We start from the raw sequence: 18,361 nt of genomic DNA on the forward strand, positions 1-18,361 counted from the left end.
ACGATCTGATCCGTCTCGGATCAGTACCTGTACGAGAACGGAGTCACCCATGCGGGTAGCGACCATCCGAACCGATGCCGGGCTTCGAGGCGCACGTCTCGACGGAGACGAGCTGGTCCTCCTGCCGTTCACCGACGTCGGGCAGCTCCTCGCCTCCGGCGACGACTGGACAGAGCGGGCTGCCGCCGAGAGCGGTCAGCGCGTCGCAGCGGCTGACGCAGACTTCGCGCCGCTGACACCCGCGCCCGAGAAGGTGTTCTGCGTCGGCCTCAACTACGCCTCCCACGCGGCGGAGGCCGACCTGCCGCTGCCGCAGTACCCGACATTGTTCGCCAAGTTCGCTCGCAGCCTGATCGGTGCGAACGACGAGCTCCCGATCCCCGCCAACTCCGACAAGGTCGACTGGGAGATCGAGCTGGGCGTCGTGATCGGCAAGCCGGCCCGGCATGTAAGCGAGTCCGAGGCACTGGACCACGTAGCCGGCTACACCGTGGTCAACGACGTCTCGATGCGGGACTGGCAGCTACGGACCTCGCAGTTCCTGTCCGGCAAGACTTTCGAGCAGTCCACCCCGGTCGGCCCGTACCTCGTGACGCCAGACGAGGTCGACCACGCCCGGTCCCTGCAGATGGAGCTGTCGGTCGACGGAGAGGTCAAACAGTCCTCCAAGACCGACGACCTGGTCTTCACCGTCGCACAGATCGTCTCCTACATCAGCACGATCATCACCCTCGCGCCCGGCGACCTGATCGCCACCGGCACGCCCGCCGGAGTAGGCCACGTCGCCGATCCGCCCACTTATCTCACCCCTGGGAGCACCATGTCATGCACCATCGACGGACTCGGGATGCAGACCACACGATGCGTCGCCGCCCGCAACTCCCGTAAGACCGCCTGATGCTCGCCCCCGTCATCAGCGAGATCGGCCATGTCGCGATCCGCGTCCGAGACCTTGCCGCAGCCGAAGAATTCGCCATGGAGACGCTCGGCCTGCACCCCAGCGAGCGAGCGGACGGCCAGGTGTGGTTCACGCTCGGCACCGCGCACCACAGCCTCCAATACATCGAGTCGGACGAAGACGCACTCGACCACGTCGGACTGCTCGCAGCAGACGCGGAATCCCTCGCCGAGGCGCGCAAACGGGTCGAAGCCGCAGGGCTGCAGATCCTGGACGACGCCGCCCTGGGTGTCGGGCTGGAGGACGGCTTCAGCTTCGTCGACGAGTTCGGATTCGTGTTCCAGATCTACAGCCGGATGACGCAGGTCCCGGCGCCCGCCCCGACCGCAGTCCTGCGGCCGACCCGGTTGGGCCACTTCAACTTCTTCGTGCCCGAGCCGCGCCGGATGGAGCGGATGCTCGTCGAGCTGTTCGACTTCCGAGTGTCCGACCGTGCCGGCGAGGGCGTCTTTCTGCGTTGCAACGTCGACCACCACGGCATCGGCGTGTTCCCGGGCCCGGGGCAGATTCACCACGTCGCCTGGGAATACCCGACGATCGTCGAGATCGCCGCGATTGCCGACCTCGTCGACGCCCGTGGCGAGTCGGTGCTGTGGGGCCCCCTCCGACACGGCATGGGTCGCAACATCGCCACCTACGTGCTGGAGCCGAGTGGGCTCGTGCAGGAGTTCTACTGCGACATGGAACGGATCTACGACGACGCCCGGCACACGCCAGGAGAGTGGAGCCTCGATGGCCACAAGTGGGTGAGCCTGTGGGGGCCGCACCTCACGCCGGAAGGCTTCCCTGAGCTCGGGCTGCCGCCGGCCCCTCGAAAGGCCTGACGTGGGCAGCATGACCGCGGGCTCACGGCTGCTCGCCGACGACCTCGTCTGGGCCGAGTCGCCACGCTGGCGGGATGGCCGGCTGTGGGTGTCGGACACCCAGGGTTCGCGCCTGGTGATCCTGGGCGGTGAGGACGGCAGGCGCGACCACCACCTGGACCTCGCGGTCAACGGAACGGGTTTCCTGCCCTCAGGTGAGCTCGTCGGAGCCCGGATGACCGGGGCACGGCTCGACCGTTTCGACGGCCGGGACTGGTCGTTGCACGCGGAGTTCACCGACTGGGTTCAGGGCACTCTCGGTGACCTGATCGTGCTGCCGGACGGAACGGTCCTCGTGGACGAGGTCCGCGGTCCGGAAAAGCCGGGCCAGCTGCTCCGGGTTCCGCCGCCCGGCAGCGACGAGCCCGTGACCGCCGCTGCCGAGGATCTGTTGTTCCCCAACGGCTTGGTGACCGTGGACGGGGGCGCCACCCTCGTCGTGGCGGAGACGTTCGCCGGCCGGCTCACCGCCTTCACCATCGACCCCGCGGGGAAGCTCACCGACCGCCGCACCTGGTTCGACCTGCGGGCAGAGCTGGGCGAGACCTTCCTGCCCGATGGCGCATGCGCCGGCGCGGACGGATCGGTGTGGGTGGCCACCACCACTGGCGAGGCCTTCGTCCGTATCGCCGACGGGGTGCTCGTCGACCGCATCGACGTCGACGGGTTCGCCATCGCGTGCTGCTGCGGGCCGTCCGGCGAACTCGTGCTGACTACGGCGGTCAGCCTCGACCCCGAGCTGTCGATATTCGAGGCCGCGCACCGGCAGCGCACCCGCGCCAGCGTGACCTGCATCCACCCCTCGATCAACGACGATCACGAGTAGAGGTAGAACGACATGAGCGGACGCACCGGCGAACACGTCGACGTCGTCGTCATCGGCTGCGGGACCACCGGTCTTGCCCTTGCCCGGCTCCTCGAGCACGAGGGCCTGAGCGTGGCGGTGGTCGACCGCGGGCGGATGCCGATGGCCCGCCGCGCAACTCATCTCGACGACGAGACCATGCGCGCCTTCCAGACGCTCGGCCTCCACGAACTGGAGAAGACCTTCTCGCTCACCGGTACCTACCGTCATTACGACGCGCAGTGGCGCATGGTCATGGCGATGGACATGAACCGCGGGTTGACCGAGCAGGGCTGGCAGTCGGACTACATGTTCCACCAGCCGGACTTCGAGTCCGTCCTGCGCGGCCACGCCCACAACTACGCACGGGCGAGCACGTGGTTCGGCTGGGAGGTCACCGAGCTGGACGCGACCGACGACGAAGTCGTGCTGAGCATGCGCGAGATCGCCACCGACCTGCCCTCCCAGGTGACCGCGTCCTACGTGGTAGGCGCTGACGGGGCGAACTCTTGGGTCCGGCGCGCCATGGGGTTCACACAGACCGACCACCACGCGACCCACCGTTCGTTGATCATCGACATCATGCCGCTTGTGGAGGACGAGCGGCTGGCGGGGCGGGACTCGTGGATCCAGGCGGCCATCCGCAACCCGCTGACCATGATCCCGATCGCAGCCCCTCGGATGCGGTACGAGCTGATGCTGCGGCCTGACGACGACTCCGTCGAGTTCGAGCGCACGGAGAAGGCCTACGAGGTGGTCGCGCCCTGGTTCGCCCCGCACGAGTACCGGCTTCTGCGCTGCGACGTCTACGAATGGCGCTCGCTGACCGCCGACCAGTGGCGGGCCGGCCGGGTCCTGATCGCCGGGGATGCCGCACACACCATGCCGCCGCACCTGGGCCAGGGGATGTGCTCGGGCATCCGGGACGCCACGAACCTGGCCTGGAAGCTCGGGCGGGTCGTGCGCGGCGATTCGCCAGCCTCCCTTCTCGACACTTACCAGAGCGAGCGCCGACCGCACGTCCTGGCCTACACCACGTTGGCCGCTGAGCTGGCGAACCATATCGAGACTCTTGAAGCCCCGGAGGAGGAGCCTGTCGTGTTCCAGGCCCAGGCGCTGCGGCCGCCCCTTGGGCCCGGTGTCCGGGACGAGCAGGGTGAGCTGGCGGGCACCCTGAGCGCGCAACCGCGCACCCCGTCCGACGAACTGCTCGACGATGTCGTGGGCTATCGCTTCGCCCTCGTCGCCACGCCAGAGGCCCTGGCTGGCGCAGACCCGACCACGACGGAGTGGCTGGAGGCGTTGGACGTCCGGACCGTGCAGGCGGCGCCGGGCGAAGTCGCGAAGTGGCTCTCCGGTCTTCGTGTCGTGGCCGCTCTCGTGCGGCCGGATCGCTACCTGTTCGGTGCGGCCAGCGAGCCCGGCGAGCTGGATGCTCTCGTCGCGCGACTCGGCGCCGCCCTCGCTCCGGCTCCGGTCGCGGCTGCGGAGCCGGTCCGATGAAGCTGGTCACGTTCGCTGTCGCGCAGCCGGCCGGGCCGGTGCTGCGTGCCGGGGTGTTGAACGGTGGGAACGTTGTGGACATCGACCAAGCCCTGGCTGCCGCGGGGCGGCCGCTTCGCGGAGCGCGCGAACTGGACGGATCGTCGGAGCTCATCCGCGTCATCGCCGGGGGCGACCCGGCGATCGATGAGGTGCGGGAAGTTTGTGACGCGGCCACGCAGGCCGGACACGAGGCGCCGGTGGTACGCGCCGCGGCCAAGGTGCAGCTCGTCGCCCCGCTCCCGCGACCGAACAGCTTGCGGGACTACATGGTCGTCGAGGAGCACATGCGAGGGTGCGTGGCCGCCGGGGTGATCGGCGACGTGCCCGACGAGTGGTACCGGATCCCGGCGCACTACAAGGGCAACGTCGATGAGATCTACGGTCCCGAGGACACGGTCCCGTGGCCTGCCTACACGGACAAACTCGACTACGAGCTGGAAGTCTGTGCCGTGATCGGCAGCCGGGGTCGACGGATCTCGGCCGCGGACGCGGACCGGCACATCGTCGGCTACACGCTCTACAACGACTGGAGCGCCCGGGACATCCAGGAGCGAGAAATGAGCATCGGCATCGGGCCGGCCCTCGCCAAGGACTTCGGTAGCTCGGTCGGGCCCTGCATTGCCACCCCCGACGAGTTCGACCCGCTGACCGCACCCCTCAAGGCCAGCGTCGACGGCGAACTGTGGTCCACGGGCACACTTGGCGCGATGCACTTCTCCTTCGAGGAGATCATCGAATGGACCAGCCAGGAACAGACGCTGCAGCCCGGTGACCTGCTAGGCAGCGGCACCGTTGGAAAGGGCTGCGGCGTCGAACTCGATCGCTGGATCGGCCAGGGCAGCGTGGTCGAGCTCGAGGCCGAGGGGATCGGGGTCTTGCGCAATCGAGTGGGTCGCAAGGGCGAAGGACCGAGGCGCGCGGTCGACATTCCCCGAAGCTATCGATGACGGGCACCAGCGCCGGAGTCGAAGGTCTCGCCATCAGCCCGCAACGCAGACCGACGGCGCACGTTGCGACTGCCCAAGGCGACCCGCCGCCGCGACCGCTATTTGCGGTTCACTGACATCAGTAGTTGGCGCCTTCGGGGTCTTCGATCGCGCAGCCTGTCCGGGTGCCGCACGGCCATCGACTGCGCGATCATGCCGCCGCGGGTCTCGCCGACGACGTGTGCGCTCGGCCAACCCAGCGCGTCCAGCACCGCGACCGCGTCGTCAGCCAGATCGGTCAACTGATATTGGACCGCACGGCTGGGGCGTAGCAGCAAGGCCAGCTTGCTCGGCCGCCCAGCGTGGTGCAGGTGGGTGGAAAGCCCGGTGTCACGGTTGTCGAACCGGGCCACCTGGAAGCCACGCTCCACCAGCGCCGCGCAGAAGTCGTCGTGCCAGACGAGCATCTGCGAGATTCCGGAGACCAGCAGCAGCGGCTCGCCGCTGGGCGGTCTCATTGTCTCGTAGGCGAGTTCGATGTCTCCGTGCCGGGCCATCTTGACCGTCATGACTACCTCCTGGTTGACGAGCTATCTGCGTGTCGCGGTCGACGTCAGGCGTTCACCAGATGGATCACGGGAGCGGCATAGGGTTCGCAGGCCGCGATGGCGACCTGGTACCTGGCCCGCTGCAGCCGGACTCCGAGGCCGGTGAACGGTGCGACCTCCCTCTGGAGTCGAACGCAGCTATCAAAACCGTGCTCATGGTTTCCCCCGTGTTGCCAGATCGAAGATCGTGACTATTTCCTCGCAGTAGCCAGGCACGTCGAAGCCGGCGTCCCAGGATGAGTGAAGGACGGCACCGTCGATGGCCTGCCGTACCGCGATCACAATGGGCTGCACGGGAAACGTGCGGAACTCGCCCGTTCGCTGCCCGAGCTCGAGAATCGCCGCTGGGTCCAGGGTCGCGAGGTCCCCGTGGGGCGGCTGGTTCGCGGTCCCCCGTTCCGGTGACCGCGGCGAATACGGCGACCTGCTCCCCATCCGGCCCACCACCGGCATCCCCGCCCAGTGCCTGCGCGGAGACTACCTGGCCCACTACGGCATGATCCGCACCTTCAGCCACCGCTACCAGCTGCACGGAACCCTGCGCGAAACCTGCCGGCGCGTCGAAGCCTGCCACCCGAACAAGCGGCGCCTCTCCGAATGGGCCCACAGTCACTACGGAGCAGCTGGTGCGCGCCGCGGCGAACCGCGAGATCCGCGGCATGGTCGCCCGGCCCGGACTGATCCGGGGCCCGGGCGACCACGGGCACTTGTCGATGATCTACCGGTCGGTGGCCGGCACCGGCGCCGCCTGCTACGTCGGCGAAGGGTTCAACACCTACAGCCACGTGCACGTCGACTACGTGATCCGGCTCTTCGACCTCGTCCTGGACCGGCCGACCCGCAGCCTGTCCCCGGAAGAGCGGCCACGGTGTGGGGCGAGTTCGGCGCGCTCATCATGAGCGCCTCCAGCCGCATTCGCGCACCACGCACCCGCGAGGAACTGGGCTGGGTGCCCCGCGTCCGCGACCTGCTCACGATGGGTCGGGGGAGTCTCGTCTCCGCGAACTCGCCCGGGGGTGACGCCGGTGATCACCCCGCGGCGGCCGGAGCAGCCATCTCGACATGCCGGCGGCGACCGCTGAGCGCGAGAACGAGGTTCGCGCCCAACGCCGCGCCGACGATCGCGACAGCCGGGAGTACCAAACCGGTTCCGGCCAGCGCCGCGAGCCAAGCCCCCACCAACGCACCGGCGACCGTCGCCGCGGCACCGCCGAATCGGGATCCCGAGCGCGTCGTCGATCGGGCGAGGTACGCACCGAGGCCGATCAGCAGCCCGGCGCCGGGCACCACCACGGTGGGACCGGCGATGAACCAGCCGGGTGCCAGCGTCCAGGCGAACAGGACCCCGAGGAACCAGCCGGCCAGGCCCAGCGGTATCACGATCAGGGCCCGGATCCACCGGCTCGCCCGGCGGCCCGGCGCGCCGCGCCGCAGGCGCTTGCGGACGAGCAGGCCGAGCACGAGCAGGCCGAGCAGCGCTCCTCCGGTCGTGACGCCGACGAGCAGGCCGGCGATCGTGGGCATGCTGAGCGGCACCGCGTCGAAGTCGACCGGACGGCGGTCGAACTGCGAGCTGTCGACCCGGCCGGTGTCGAAGAAGGTGGTCAGCAGGTGCTCGCCGGCCTCGGGCCGGTGCTCCCAGAAGTCGTTGGTGTGGCCCAGTCCGGGCAGGATCACCTGCTGGCCGCGGGACAGCGCGGGCAGCAGTTCCTTCGTGGCGTTCACCGGCGGCGTGGAAAAGTCGAGTTCGCCGCCGACGAGCAGGGTCTCGACCGAACTCGGTCGGACCGTGCGGTATTCGGCGTTGTCCGGGCTGTCCGGCCACGCGGTGGAGAAGCCTGCCGGGCCGCCCCAGAGGAAGTCGGTCGAGGCGTTGCCGAGGATCGAGCCGGGATCGCCACCCTGGGCGTAGTACTGCTGCGTGGCGGGGGCGTCGATCATGGAGAAGGAGGCGAACTCGCCCCAGACGGTGGAGGTGGGCAGGGCGAGGTCGGCGAGGACGGACATCGCCCACATCGCGCCCGGCCCGCCGTCGAGGTAGGCATCGATCGCCGTGGGGGCGTTGCTCGGCGCCGACCCGCCGCCGTTGTAGTGCATCGCGTACTGGCTCAGGATCCGCACGTTGGTGTTCTTGATGGCCAGCGGCCCCCAGCTGGGCGGCATCGTGGCGACGGCGTCGCGGATGGCCGCCGCGAGGTCGGGCGTCTTCGCGGCACAGGCGGCGTCTGCCCGGCACAGCTCGGCGTACTGCGCGAACTGGGAGTCGGTGGTGCGCGGGTCCCAGAACAGGTGGCCGGGTGGGTTGACCGAAATCATCGCCGAGCGCAGCAGCGCCTCGGGGTGGCGCCACCCGTAGACCATCGCGGTCCGGGTTCCCGCGCTGGAGCTGACCAGGTCGATCCGCGGGTAGCCCAGGGCTTTGCGCGCCGATTCCATGTCCTCGACGCGCTGGACGACCGAATAGCCGGTCAGGTCCACACCGGAGCGTCGCAGCCGGTTCGCGCACTGGCCGAACGCCCGGCTGGTCACGGGCAGGGCGTCCGGGCCGGTCATGCCCTCGGACGACTGCAGGGCCGAGGTCACCTCGGGACAGTCCAGCCGTCGTGAGCCGTCGACTCCCCGGTAACCGACGAGGACCACGTCGTGGTGGTCGGTGAGCCGGGCGGCCTCGGGGAAGTCCATGTTCGACAGACCCGGTCCACCGCCGAGCCGGAAGATCGGTTCGCCCGTGGGTTGTGCGGTGGCACGGATCCGGATGACGGGCAGGGCGATCAGGTTCGACGCCGGGTTCGCGCGGTTTTCCGCGACCACGAGCGTTCCGCAGTCGGCGGGCCGGGCTCCGGCTTCCGTGTCGAAGGTGCAGGGCCGGACGGTCAGTGAGTCCGGCGTGGCGCCGGGCGGGACGCGGGGCGTGCCGTCCGGCCAGAAGATGACGGTGCTCAGCACGAGCAGGACAGCTGCGACGCCGGCGAAAGCGCCGGCTCGGCGGGAGAGGGACAAGCGCATGGCGGCACGTTATGAGCCGGGCCCACCGGCGGGCGTCATACCGCGCTGTGATCGTTTGTCCCTCTCGGGAGTGACTTCCGGCCGGTTCGCGCCAGGCAGAATGACCGGATGTTCAGCAGCACGCACGAGGGGGAACGCCCGCCGATCCGCCAGTGGCTCGCCCGCGCCGGCGTGCACGGGGCGGAGCGGTCGCTGGCGCGCCAGTCGGTCCTGGTGGGGGTCGTGTGCCTGGTCATCGATGTGGTGAGTTTCCTGGCGCGGGGGCCGGCGCCGGGACCGTGGAACGTGGTGCTGCTGGCCGGAATCGTCGTCGCGGACGCCGCTCTCGTGTCGTCGCCGAAGTTCTCCGGCTGGGTCGCGGTCGGGCACGCTTTGCTGGTTCCCGCGCTCGCCTTGGTGCTTCCCGGCCGGAGCGCGAGCACCGCCGGCCAGCTGGTCGGCGCGTACCGGGCCGGTGCCTGGCTGCGGGGCCTGCCGGCCAGTGCGGCGCTGGTCGCGCTGTGCGGCGGTGTTCTGTGCTCGTTACTGGTCAGCGGGCTGACCGCGCCAGCTTCCCTGGTGACTCTCGTGTCCGCCAACGCCCTGCTGCCGTGGCTGGTCGGGCGGTACACCACCGCGCGCAAGGCGCACGTGGACGAACTGCGCCACCAGCGGGAAGCGGCGCTGCGCGACGCGCGGGCGGAGGTGGCGGCGGCGGTGGTCAAGGAGCGCGAAACGATCGCCATCGATCTGCACGACGTCATCTCCCACCACGTCAGCGCGATCGGCGTCCACGCCACAGCGGCCCGGCTGAACCTCGCGGCCGTGCCGGTCGCGGACGGCGGCTCGGTGCGCACCTCGCTCACCGCCGTGGAGACATCCAGCCAGGCGGCGATGGTCGACCTGCGACGGCTGCTTTCCCTGCTGCACGAAGGTGACGATTCGCCGGAGCAGCCGGGAGCCGCGATGCTGCCGGACCTGTTCGAGGGCGTCCGGTCGTCCGGCCTGCAGGTGACGTACGTCGTCTACAACACCCCGCACCCGCTGCCGCGGGCCGTCGACACCACCCTGTACCGGGTCGCGCAGGAGATGATGACGAACGCCCTGCGCCACGGCGACGGGAAGGCGGCCCGGGTGGAACTCGACTACGGCGGCGACCACGTGGGTCTCACCACCCGCAACCGGATCGCGGCCTCGGGAGACTCCCCGGGTCTCGGGGTGGGTCTCGAAGGGATGCGCACACGCGCGGACGCACTTGGTGGGGCGGCGTCCTTCGGCACGGTCGGAGACGGGCACTATTGGGAGTCGAGCGTGACCATGCCCCTGGGAAGTGGATCGTGACCTTGCGGATCGTGATCGCCGACGACCACGCGATGTTCCGGTCCGGTTTCCGCGCGGTCCTCGACGCGCAGCCGGACATGGAATGCGTCGCCGACGTCGGTGACGGCTACAGCGCCATCGAGGCCATCAGTGCCCTGGACCCGGACCTGGCCGTCCTGGACGTGCGCATGCCCAAGCTCGACGGTCTCGCGGCTGCCCGCCAGCTGATGTCGTCGGGGCGGCGGGCGCTGAAGGTCGTCCTGCTGACCACGTTCGGCACCGACGACTACCTGCGCTCGGCGCTGGCCTCGGGGGTGAGCGCGTTCGTCCTGAAGAGCTTGCCACCCGAAGAACTCGTGACGGCGATCCGCGTCGCCGCCCGGGGTGACACCTACCTCGACCCGTCGATCACCCACCGGCTCGCTCCGCGCCTGGTCGACGCGCTGGCCCCGGCCATTCCGGACCGGGAGCGGGCGCCCGGCCTGGAGCGACTGACCGCGCGCGAGCGCGAAGTGTTCCTGTTGATGGCCACTGGCTTCTCGAACGCCGAAATCGGCGAGCAGCTGTACGTCGGCGAACAGACCGTCAAAACCCACGTCTCGCGTGTTCTGGCCAAGCTCGGCCTCCGAGATCGGGTGCACGCCGTGCGCTTCGCCCACCACCACGGCTTGATCGAGCCCCACGACACATCCGGCCTGTGAACGCGCCGCACTGCTCTGCGCGTGAGTGACATACCCGCGGCAGCGGCCATGTGCTCGTCACCATCGCCGAAACCGCGACCGGCCGGGTGCCGCACCAGGCCCGGCCGCGTCGCGGGTTCGGGGTGGTTGCTCCGGTGGACCCCGGGCACGGCGAACGGGCGGTGGAGATGCCACATGCGACCGCACCGGCCGGTGCTCGTGAGCTCGAGGTCGAGCGGCGATCCGGCGGCATTGTCCGCGCAGGCGATGGAGAATGCCGCCGAGGTGCGGGGTCGCCGCGATCCGGTCGGGCCCCACGATGCCGCGCACGTACGGGCCTGTCACCGTGACCGCGAGTTCGCGCAGCCGGGGCCCGCGGTTCAGCCGGCTGGCTTACCGATCGCTTCGGCCCGCGGAACGCCATGCTGGTCGTGCTGGTCGCGCTTGCCGTCTCCTTCGTTCCGCTATTCCCGGTCATCCACGCCGGCAACGTCGGGCTCATCGGGCTCTGCACCACTGGGGTCGTCGGGTCGGTGATCATCGCTCTCTCGGCACAGTCCTCTTTCTACGCCGACGCGTTCCCCGTGCGCATGCGGTACTCCGGGTCGTCGATCGCGTACACCGGAACCAACTCGGTCTTCGGCGGCACGGCCGCCGTGGTCGCCACGGCCCTGCTCAAACTGTCCGGGAGCTTCCTCGCCGTGACAGTCTACGGCGCCGTTGTCATCGCGGTTTCCATCGTGGCGGTCCTGTCGCGCCCGGCGCACCCGGCACCGGCTCCCGAGGCGGACCTGCCGTGACCGGCCCGGCGCCGGCCTCGCGCCGCAAGCAGCTCATGGAGAACGAGGTGCTCGAGCACGCCACTCGCCTGTTCGCGGAACGGGGATTCGCGGGCACCAGCCTGCAGGACGTCGCCGGGTCCATGGGATTGAAGCGTCCCGCGCTGTACTACTACTTCAAGAGCAAGGACGAGGTCCTCGACCGCCTGATCGTCGAGGAGACCAACGGCCCCGCGGAGGATCTCAAGGCCATCGGCGAGCGCGCCGACCCGGACGCGGCGGAGCGGCTGCACACCATGGCCCACTGGCTCGTCCACTGGATCGTGTCCCACCGCGAACGCATCCTCCTCCTGGTCAAGTCCGAGTCCGACCTTTCCCCAGACAGCACCGAAAAGTTCCGCAACGGCCGCCGGACCACGTTCGAAGCCGTCCGGCCAGTCATCGCGGACGGCATCGCGTCCGGCGAGTTCCAGCCCGTCGAGCCGCACATCGCGACTTTCGGTGTCCTGGGGATCTGCAACTGGGCAGCCTCGTGGCAGTCGAGGCCGGCCAGGCAGATTCATAGAAAGGGACTTAGGCGAGGGCGGCCGACACTCAGTGACCTCTCGCAGACAGCGCGCTTCCCGCACGTCATCGCGGGAAGCGCGCTTGCCTAGTTAACATAAGGATTCTTCGAGCATCCGCCGCACGTCGTGCGCGACGTTCCAGCGCGCAGAGAAACTGCGCGAGCAGAGCTATGTCAGCCAGGGTTAGTTCCGCCTGCCGCAACATCGTTCATGTGTTCAAGTATTTGTCGCAGCTGATCACCTACCCGAAATATCACGCCACGTCCAGTGTCCATACCCAGTCGCTGATTACGCCCGAGGCCGGTCCGCGCCGCAAGCTGCGGGCGACTGCTATGCCCTGCTGCCGCCACCACAGTCCTGACCTGCTCAGCCGATGCCGAGGACGGACTTGGCGGTGGTCCAGTCGGTGAGCATCGCATTCTGGGCGTTGGCGAGGGTGGCCTGGTCGGCGCAGACGGCTTTCTTGACGGCGTTCTCGACGGAGTCCTTGCTGGAGGAGTTCTCCGAGCCGGCGTGGGGTTCGGGCCACAGGTTGGTGGGGTCTTTCGGGGCGCCGCCGAGCTCGAGGGGCAGCATGTTGAGTCGGCCCGCAGCGCGGTGTCGGCGTTGCCGCCGGTCCGTTTCTGCGAGCCGCTCGCCGAACCGGACGTGCCTGTTGCCAGGCATCCGGCTCTCCACAAGTCCCTTCGCAGCGACAAATGTTTCTCACGCTGCGGTCGACCACGGAGTGGGGATCACGGTTCCTCGGTAGCGGTACCGGGTGGTCCGAACAGCTCCGGGGTTGAAGAGCACCACTCCTTGGTCAGCGGGCCACCATCCGCCGCCGCAGTAGCGGCGGCGGATATCCTTCCACCTGGTGTGCTGGTGTTTCTTCCGGAGCCATCCGCCGACCTGCTGCCAGGTAAAGGCACGCAGATATTGAAAGGCCCGGCTCGACACCCCTGGTCGGAAGTAGGCGGTCCAGCCTCGCAACAGGCTGTTGAGCCTGTGCAGCACAACCGATAGCGGCAGGTTCGTATTTGCCCGGCAGATCGCTTTGATCTTCGTCTTCACCGACTGCACCGACTTGGCGGCAGGGTACGTGTAGACGAAGTGCGTGCTGGCGGTTCCTCGCTTGCGGTGACGTTGGATGCGCCACCCCAGGAAGTCGAGGCCCTCGTCGATGTGGACCACCCTGGTCTTGTCCCACGCGAGCCGGAGCCCAAGCGTGGACAGCACCGTTGAGAGGTCGTCAAGCAACGCGTCAGCGTGCGATCTGCTGCCAGACACCATGATCGCAAAGTCGTCCGCGTACCGGATAATCCGGTAATTGGCCAGACCCTGACGACGCCGCTTCGCCCTGTCACCCTTGGTGGCTCGTGAACCGCCCGGAAGCTCGGCGACGTAGTCGTCGAGCGCGGACAGTGCCACGTTCGCGAGCAACGGTGACAGGATGCCTCCTTGCGGGGTTCCACTGGAGGTGTCTTTGAACCCGGTTTCTCCCATGATTCCGGCTTTCAAGAACGCCTTCACCAGCGTGAGCACGCGCTTGTCTCCGATGCGACGTCGAACCCGGTCCATCACGGCCGGGTGAGCGATCTCGTCGAAGCAGGCCGCGATGTCGGCTTCCAGCACCCATTCGTAGCTATGGGACGCCAGGAGCCGCATTTCGGCGATGGCGTCGTGCGCGCGCCGGTTCGGCCGGAAACCGTACGAGCACGGAAGAAAATCCGACTCGAAGATCGGTTCCAGCACCAGCTTCAGGGATGCCTGGACCACCCGATCCGACACCGTGGGGATGCCCGGTCGGCGAAGCTTCCCGCTCGCCTTTGGGACCATCCGCTCGCGCACCGGCAGCGGGCAGAAACTACGCTCCTTCAAGGAAGTTCGCAGCTGGTCGAGGTATGCCTCGACCCCACGCACGGTCTCTACGTAGTAGGCGGTCTCGCCGTCCACTCCAGCCGTGCGGGCACCCTTATTTCCCCGCACCCGCGCCCATGCAACCAACAGGAACGCGGGATCGGCAACGAGGTTGTACAGATCATCGAACCTGCGATGAGGGTCGCTCATCGCTCGTTGGTGCAGCTTGGCCTGGATCTCCAGTACCCGGCGCTCAGCCTTGATTAAGGCCCAGTCCAGCGCGTCGGTGTTCACCAACGTCCTCCCGGCATTCCCTTGCGTCCGCTGCTGACTTGCTGGCCCCTTCGCCATGTGGACGGCTTTCCCGCCCGCGGACTACTACGGGGCCTCCGTCCCACTTCCGGCCAACAGCCGACGGCGGGGCCTGTCCCTCGCTGGCCTGGTGGGCCGGGTGAGGGACGACCGAAGGTGGTTCCCACGTTCACTGCTTACCGATCGATGAGGGAAGCGCCCAGCTTTGCCCCGACAGCATCGCCACGGCTACGCCGCAGGCTTTCACCGTGACCTCCTCGCCGGCGACCATTCGCGGCTTCGGAGTTGAGCACCCGCAAGGGTGCCCACGCGCTGCAAACCAGCCCATATCCGCCAGATTTGAGCTAGTGCTGCATCAAGCAACGTTGGGTAGGTAATCCGGGCGGCGGATCTTGGAGTTGACGGCGAAGTGGCGTTTCGGGTGGCAGTGGCGGTTGCGCCAGCGGAGGTACCCGGCGATGGCGGCTTCCTGAGCGGCGTGGCTGGGGTAGTCGCTGCCGTCGAGGGTGAAGTAGCGGACCGCGGTGAACTCGCACTCGTCGGGTAGCGGGGACGCGTTGCCGCGTCCCCGCCCCCTCAGAACCGGCCATGCCCGATTTCCAGGCAACCGGCTCAAGCAAGCCCTGTAGGCTCACTGGCAGTCAGAAGTGCTGTGCCCGTGGTCATTGCCGGTGTGTCGGCGCTGGCAGTGGGCGTGTATGAGACGGTCTGCGACGCGTTCGTCCGGCGTGCCAGCACCCCACGCGGTGACCGTTTTTGCGGATCGCCTTGCGGGTCGCCGTGAGCCATTGTTCCCACTCCTGTGGGCTTTGTGGCTCATGGTCGGCGTGCAGCAGCGGCCCCTGACAGAGCGGGCAGCGACCGCGCTGGACCCGGAGGAGTCGTAGCGTGCTCGTGCCCATCGGGGGCGGGTTGCGGCGACGTCGGTGTGCCCAGTAGCCGGTCAGGGACGGATCGTCCGGGGACGCCGTTCCTGCGACCATCCGGTGCCGAACGATCGGTGTCCAGGCGAACTTTCGTAGGTAGAAACCGGTCTTCTGGCTTCCGAGTATCCACTTGTCTCGCCTGGCGGGGTTGAACATGCCGAAGTACCGGGCAATCACCCAGCGCGTCGACTTGTTCGGATGGGAGAACCTGGCCCACTTGTAGACCAATCTCCACATGTGCGCGTCCAAAGCGCCGAAGACTCGTTTGGACACCCCGATCCGGTAGTAGGCGGCCCATCCGGCGATGATCGGGTTGAACTTGCCGATCACCGCCTCAACGTTGGCCCCACGTAGAGCTTTCGCTTCGGAGGACAACCGTTTCCGGATCCGTCGCAACGCGTCGTTGCTCGGCTTGGTCAGCAGCTTTCCGTTGGGGTAACGGCGAATGGTGAACCCCAGGAAGTCCACCCCCCGATCAAGGTGCGTGATCTGGGTCTTGTCCTCGTTGAAGACCAACCCCCTTGGGGGCCAACCATTCCGCGAGCCGCGCCTTGACCTGCTCGGCCTGCTCACGGGAGTGACACAAGGCGATCAGGTCGTCGGCGTAGCGGATCACCGCCGGGCAGTTCGTCATCGTCTTGCCGGCACGAGTGCCGGTGACGTAGTAGCGAACCCCGGCGGCGGCCTCCATACCGTGCAGAGCAACGTTGAGCAGCAACGGACTGATCACCCCGCCCTGAGGAACCCCGTCCCCGGTCGGGCTGAACCGGCCATCCTCGTTTACACCGGCTTTCAGCCACCCGGACACCAAGCCCCGTGCGGGGAACGTGCCCAGCGACTCGTAGATGTGATCATGGTTGAGCCGGTCGAATGCCGCCTCCAGATCGGCGTCGAGTACCCACAGACGCTTCGCGTCAGGGCGACTCGACGTCGTGTGGATAGCCACGATCGCGTCGTGGCAACCACGACCCGGCCTGAACCCATAGGATTTCGGCTCGAACCGGGCCTCCCACTCAGGCTCCAACGCGTTCACCGCCAGGGCTTGAAGGCACCTGTCGGCGATCACAGGAATCCCGAGTTGACGGCAGCGCCCGTTGCTTTTCGGCACATACACCCGCTTGACCGGAAGAGGTGACCACGGTTCGGCCTGGTGCTGCACCCAGTCGGCCAGTTCGGCCTTCTGTTCCGGTGCCACCACGACTTTGCCGTCGACCCCGGCCGTCTTGCGGCCAGCGTTGACCTCCGTCACCCGTCGCACGCTCAGCAACACGTTGCTGCGGGAGCGAAGCATCAGCTTCTGGAGATTGCGGACCTTCTTCAGGTCCCCTGCCTGTGACGCCGCGAAGATCCGTTGCCGCAGCCGCCGTACCCCGTCCTCGACCGTCCGCCATTCCACAGCGTCCCAGTCGAAGGGAAGGTCCTCGGGTCCGTTCATCATGCCGTCGCTGTTGGCGACCACGGTCGTCTCCAGCATGGTCATGGCGTCCAACTTGCCCCTTCGGTTCCAGCGTTGTCGAGCACCTGAGTCGTCGCAGGCTCACCCGACCCGCGTCAGCACCCTTTCAGGTCAGAGCATCAGCCCCTATCCGGCCAGTTATGCAGGCACCGCCAGCGAAGGAGCCAGCTCGTGGTGCCCGGTTTCCTGCTGCCTTGCGGCTACCGGCATTCGCTTCTCGGGTCGTCCTGCGCCCACTGGGGAGTTCAGCCTTCCTCACGGTCGGCCTACCAAGCAGTGTTTCGCTTGGACCCCAACGGGGTTGTCACGTTCCGCATGAGATAGATACGACCGGGTTGGGCGCCCTCTGTACCCCGGGGACGGTGGTGCGCTCCCGCCCGGCCAAATCCCCCCGGGCGGCACCCGCCGTCTCGCAACGGCCGGCCCCTATCTCTCACTCCAACATCCCATCGGCGAGAGTGCTAATGACGAGGCGTCAACGAGGATTCACGCAATTCACCCGTCCTGTCTTCCCCAGCCTGTAGCCACCGGATGGAACAGCAGCCCTTGGGCCTTGAACCTCGGGCTCCGCACCCCGCGGTCACCCGCGACGCACGCCGAGGCGGGGACGGTCCTTGCGCACGGGACCGAGAACTACACCATCGACATCAGTCGACCCTCCTTCGATGAGTTCCACTCATCTCATGCGACCTCGTGTCGCACGATCCAGTTCAGCCATGACGCATTGGTGGGCGTGTAGACCAGCTCGATGTCGTGATCGGCACACCAGGCTCTGACCTCGGCCTTGCCATGCGGTCCGTAGTTGTCACAGACCAGGTAGAGCTTCCCGACCGGGAAGCGACGGCGCAGCTGCTTGCAGAAGTCCAGGAACTGCGGCCAGCGTTTGCGGTCACGGAACCGGTAGAACATCTGCCCGGACGTGAGGTCGAGCGCGGCGAGCATGTGCCGAATGCCTTTGGTGCGAGTGTAGGTGGCGCGCTGCCGGGCCGGGTGGCCGCGGCGGAACCAGCCGCGACCAGGTCGGGGTTGCAGGTTCAGCGGCCCGAACTCATCGACGCAGATCACGAGGACGCCGTGCGCGAGCACCGCGGAAAGTCGTCGACGAACGTGCGCAGCGCCCTGCGGTCACTGTTTCGCAGCCTGAAGCGCGAGCGGTGCATTTTCACCGACCCCGCCCAAGCCGTCACTGCACGCCAGCCACAACGACTCCCGCGGCCGCTGCCACTCAACCAGCTGCGTGGCGTACTCGACCGGCTCACCGACCCGCGCGCCCGGCTGATCACTGCGCTCGTCGCAGTGCACGCACTGGGTATCGAGGATCTGCGCGCGCTGAAACTGAGCCACTACGACGCCGCGTGCGGCACGTTCGCCGTCGAACGCGGCGGCCTGCCGTTCACGTTCGTTCTGGACGCACTTGTCGCCCGGTTAACGGCTGAGTGGCTACGAACTCGACGCGAGCGCTGGCCCCCTCAGTCTGAATGCGCACCTGCTCATCACCCGCCTCACCGCGCATGAGCAGGCCCCGATGAGCCGGTACGGCCTCGGCGCTCCGTTCCGGCAGCTCGGGGTCACCGCGCGGCAGTTGCGCACCGACCGCATCCTCGACGAGGCCCACCACACCGCCGACCCTGTCCAGCTCATCCGTGTATTCGGGCTCGGCGTCACCACCGCCGTGAGCTACGTCCGCGCAGCCCACCCCGACCGCTTCGCCACAGACCCCACCAGCGCATGACACGGCGCCGCCGACTCACGAA

At 68.0% G+C, this 18,361-nt stretch carries 20 protein-coding genes; 12 read left to right on the plus strand and 8 right to left on the minus strand.

The genetic code is table 11. The annotated features are described in order from the left end of the window. The first annotated feature begins 49 nt into the window (after window positions 1–49). From AB0N03_RS37355 to AB0N03_RS37375, 5 genes are read left to right on the plus strand one after another with little or no spacing between them, the layout of a single operon-like run. A complete protein-coding gene (locus AB0N03_RS37355) occupies window positions 50–898 on the plus strand; it encodes a fumarylacetoacetate hydrolase family protein (protein ID WP_364382234.1) in 849 nt (282 codons plus the stop codon). Continuing rightward, the gene (locus AB0N03_RS37360; protein ID WP_364382237.1) at window positions 898–1,782 is read left to right on the plus strand and encodes a VOC family protein; all 885 of its coding nucleotides are present in this window, start codon (window positions 898–900) and stop codon (window positions 1,780–1,782) included. Before AB0N03_RS37355 ends, AB0N03_RS37360 begins: the two co-directional genes overlap by 1 nt. 10 nt (window positions 1,783–1,792) lie before the next feature. Further along, a complete protein-coding gene (locus AB0N03_RS37365) occupies window positions 1,793–2,647 on the plus strand; it encodes an SMP-30/gluconolactonase/LRE family protein (protein WP_364382240.1) in 855 nt (284 codons plus the stop codon). Between the two features lie 12 nt (window positions 2,648–2,659). Beyond that, window positions 2,660–4,168 (plus strand): bifunctional 3-(3-hydroxy-phenyl)propionate/3-hydroxycinnamic acid hydroxylase, encoded by a 1,509-nt coding sequence (locus AB0N03_RS37370; protein WP_364382243.1) that lies wholly within the window; start codon window positions 2,660–2,662, stop codon window positions 4,166–4,168. Further along, a complete protein-coding gene (locus AB0N03_RS37375) occupies window positions 4,165–5,157 on the plus strand; it encodes a fumarylacetoacetate hydrolase family protein (RefSeq protein WP_364382246.1) in 993 nt (330 codons plus the stop codon). Before AB0N03_RS37370 ends, AB0N03_RS37375 begins: the two co-directional genes overlap by 4 nt. Before the next feature lie 98 nt (window positions 5,158–5,255). Here AB0N03_RS37375 and AB0N03_RS37380 read toward each other — a convergent pair whose 3' ends face one another. Then, complete coding sequence (locus AB0N03_RS37380) at window positions 5,256–5,705, minus strand: alpha/beta fold hydrolase (RefSeq protein WP_364382249.1); 450 nt, start codon at window positions 5,703–5,705, stop codon at window positions 5,256–5,258. A gap of 665 nt (window positions 5,706–6,370) precedes the next feature. Between AB0N03_RS37380 and AB0N03_RS37385 the strand changes: the two genes are divergently transcribed. After that, window positions 6,371–6,643: a hypothetical protein gene (locus AB0N03_RS37385; RefSeq protein WP_364382252.1), complete on the plus strand. Its 273-nt coding sequence runs from the start codon at window positions 6,371–6,373 to the stop codon at window positions 6,641–6,643. Between the two features lie 130 nt (window positions 6,644–6,773). On the opposite strand, the gene AB0N03_RS37390 is transcribed toward AB0N03_RS37385, so the two are convergent. Next, complete coding sequence (locus tag AB0N03_RS37390) at window positions 6,774–8,750, minus strand: alpha/beta hydrolase (RefSeq protein WP_364382255.1); 1,977 nt, start codon at window positions 8,748–8,750, stop codon at window positions 6,774–6,776. 108 nt (window positions 8,751–8,858) lie between these two features. Between AB0N03_RS37390 and AB0N03_RS37395 the strand changes: the two genes are divergently transcribed. The 4 genes from AB0N03_RS37395 to AB0N03_RS37410 all read left to right on the plus strand — a co-directional run bounded on the left by AB0N03_RS37395 (window position 8,859) and on the right by AB0N03_RS37410 (window position 12,164). Continuing rightward, the gene (locus AB0N03_RS37395; RefSeq protein WP_364382258.1) at window positions 8,859–10,070 is read left to right on the plus strand and encodes a histidine kinase; all 1,212 of its coding nucleotides are present in this window, start codon (window positions 8,859–8,861) and stop codon (window positions 10,068–10,070) included. Next, window positions 10,067–10,750: a response regulator transcription factor gene (locus AB0N03_RS37400; protein WP_364382261.1), complete on the plus strand. Its 684-nt coding sequence runs from the start codon at window positions 10,067–10,069 to the stop codon at window positions 10,748–10,750. The genes AB0N03_RS37395 and AB0N03_RS37400 overlap by 4 nt, the downstream gene beginning before the upstream one ends. Before the next feature lie 401 nt (window positions 10,751–11,151). After that, window positions 11,152–11,529, plus strand: a complete 378-nt coding sequence (locus tag AB0N03_RS37405) for a hypothetical protein (RefSeq protein WP_364382263.1) — start codon at window positions 11,152–11,154, stop codon at window positions 11,527–11,529. After that, on the plus strand, window positions 11,526–12,164 hold the full coding sequence (locus AB0N03_RS37410) for a TetR/AcrR family transcriptional regulator (RefSeq protein WP_364382266.1): 639 nt from the start codon (window positions 11,526–11,528) through the stop codon (window positions 12,162–12,164). The genes AB0N03_RS37405 and AB0N03_RS37410 overlap by 4 nt, the downstream gene beginning before the upstream one ends. Window positions 12,165–12,440: 276 nt before the next feature. Here AB0N03_RS37410 and AB0N03_RS37415 read toward each other — a convergent pair whose 3' ends face one another. From AB0N03_RS37415 to AB0N03_RS37440, 6 genes are all read right to left on the minus strand, one after another. Further along, window positions 12,441–12,740, minus strand: a complete 300-nt coding sequence (locus AB0N03_RS37415; RefSeq protein WP_364382268.1) for a hypothetical protein — start codon at window positions 12,738–12,740, stop codon at window positions 12,441–12,443. A gap of 39 nt (window positions 12,741–12,779) precedes the next feature. Continuing rightward, window positions 12,780–14,207 carry a group II intron reverse transcriptase/maturase gene (gene ltrA / locus AB0N03_RS37420; RefSeq protein ID WP_364382271.1) on the minus strand — a complete coding sequence of 476 codons (1,428 nt, stop codon included), beginning with the start codon at window positions 14,205–14,207 and terminating at the stop codon, window positions 12,780–12,782. Window positions 14,208–14,580: 373 nt separating this feature from the next. Continuing rightward, window positions 14,581–14,841: a hypothetical protein gene (locus tag AB0N03_RS37425; RefSeq protein WP_364382274.1), complete on the minus strand. Its 261-nt coding sequence runs from the start codon at window positions 14,839–14,841 to the stop codon at window positions 14,581–14,583. Between the two features lie 46 nt (window positions 14,842–14,887). Next, window positions 14,888–15,667 carry a group II intron maturase-specific domain-containing protein gene (locus tag AB0N03_RS37430; RefSeq protein WP_364382277.1) on the minus strand — a complete coding sequence of 260 codons (780 nt, stop codon included), beginning with the start codon at window positions 15,665–15,667 and terminating at the stop codon, window positions 14,888–14,890. Continuing rightward, entirely contained in the window at window positions 15,627–16,631 is a 1,005-nt protein-coding gene (locus tag AB0N03_RS37435; RefSeq protein ID WP_364382280.1) for a reverse transcriptase domain-containing protein, read from the minus strand. Before AB0N03_RS37435 ends, AB0N03_RS37430 begins: the two co-directional genes overlap by 41 nt. Window positions 16,632–17,288: 657 nt before the next feature. Then, a complete protein-coding gene (locus AB0N03_RS37440; protein WP_364382283.1) occupies window positions 17,289–17,693 on the minus strand; it encodes a transposase in 405 nt (134 codons plus the stop codon). On the opposite strand from AB0N03_RS37440, the gene AB0N03_RS37445 reads away from it, so the two are divergent. Next, window positions 17,682–18,122 (plus strand): hypothetical protein, encoded by a 441-nt coding sequence (locus tag AB0N03_RS37445; RefSeq protein WP_364382286.1) that lies wholly within the window; start codon window positions 17,682–17,684, stop codon window positions 18,120–18,122. The two genes, AB0N03_RS37440 and AB0N03_RS37445, sit on opposite strands and share 12 nt — an antisense overlap. A gap of 10 nt (window positions 18,123–18,132) precedes the next feature. Then, window positions 18,133–18,339: a hypothetical protein gene (locus AB0N03_RS37450; protein ID WP_364382289.1), complete on the plus strand. Its 207-nt coding sequence runs from the start codon at window positions 18,133–18,135 to the stop codon at window positions 18,337–18,339. Window positions 18,340–18,361 lie beyond the last annotated feature (22 nt).

It is taken from the genome of Amycolatopsis sp. NPDC051061, from assembly GCF_040682935.1.
Classification (GTDB): Bacteria; Actinomycetota; Actinomycetes; order Mycobacteriales; family Pseudonocardiaceae; genus Amycolatopsis.

Bases quoted from the DNA above. Each gene is read 5' to 3' on its own strand.
- AB0N03_RS37380 (WP_364382249.1), bottom strand. From the start codon at position 5,705: ATGACGGTCAAGATGGCCCGGCACGGAGACATCGAACTCGCCTACGAG.
- AB0N03_RS37365 (WP_364382240.1), top strand. From the start codon at position 1,793: ATGACCGCGGGCTCACGGCTGCTCGCCGACGACCTCGTCTGGGCCGAG.
- AB0N03_RS37450 (WP_364382289.1), top strand. From the start codon at position 18,133: ATGAGCCGGTACGGCCTCGGCGCTCCGTTCCGGCAGCTCGGGGTCACC.
- AB0N03_RS37405 (WP_364382263.1), top strand. From the start codon at position 11,152: ATGCTGGTCGTGCTGGTCGCGCTTGCCGTCTCCTTCGTTCCGCTATTC.
- AB0N03_RS37435 (WP_364382280.1), bottom strand. From the start codon at position 16,631: ATGACCATGCTGGAGACGACCGTGGTCGCCAACAGCGACGGCATGATG.
- AB0N03_RS37370 (WP_364382243.1), top strand. From the start codon at position 2,660: ATGAGCGGACGCACCGGCGAACACGTCGACGTCGTCGTCATCGGCTGC.
- AB0N03_RS37355 (WP_364382234.1), top strand. From the start codon at position 50: ATGCGGGTAGCGACCATCCGAACCGATGCCGGGCTTCGAGGCGCACGT.
- AB0N03_RS37390 (WP_364382255.1), bottom strand. From the start codon at position 8,750: ATGCGCTTGTCCCTCTCCCGCCGAGCCGGCGCTTTCGCCGGCGTCGCA.
- AB0N03_RS37360 (WP_364382237.1), top strand. From the start codon at position 898: ATGCTCGCCCCCGTCATCAGCGAGATCGGCCATGTCGCGATCCGCGTC.
- AB0N03_RS37415 (WP_364382268.1), bottom strand. From the start codon at position 12,740: ATGCCTGGCAACAGGCACGTCCGGTTCGGCGAGCGGCTCGCAGAAACG.
- AB0N03_RS37395 (WP_364382258.1), top strand. From the start codon at position 8,859: ATGTTCAGCAGCACGCACGAGGGGGAACGCCCGCCGATCCGCCAGTGG.
- AB0N03_RS37375 (WP_364382246.1), top strand. From the start codon at position 4,165: ATGAAGCTGGTCACGTTCGCTGTCGCGCAGCCGGCCGGGCCGGTGCTG.